Consider the following 273-nt stretch of genomic DNA (forward strand, 5'->3'; position numbering starts at 1 on the left):
GTGTTCAACGTGGCGCCAGTGGCGGCAGCCAGTTCGGCGGCAGCGGCCAGGGTGTCGTTCAGCCGGTTTTCCCAATCGATCATGCGGGTCATGCCTTGTCGGTGATGGACTGCACGCCATCGTGCGCGTCCAGCACGCATTGCTTGCACACGGTGAACTGCGGAAAGGCATAAGGCAGCCGGTCCGGTCCGGCAAACTGCTTGTTGCCGGTCTTGACGTCGATGCGCCCCGGCGCGGTGACGGTGATGTTGCCGCCTTCGAGCACGATGCTGG

General features: G+C 64.1%; 1 protein-coding gene. It reads right to left on the reverse strand.

From position 1 onward, the window contains the following. Positions 1 to 88: 88 nt before the first annotated feature. On the reverse strand, positions 89 to 273 hold a 185-nt coding region (locus SB751_RS30500), incomplete at its 5' end, for a hypothetical protein (protein WP_410749087.1).

It is taken from the genome of Cupriavidus sp. SIMBA_020, assembly GCF_046535395.1.
GTDB classification, from domain to species: domain Bacteria; phylum Pseudomonadota; class Gammaproteobacteria; order Burkholderiales; family Burkholderiaceae; genus Cupriavidus; species Cupriavidus campinensis.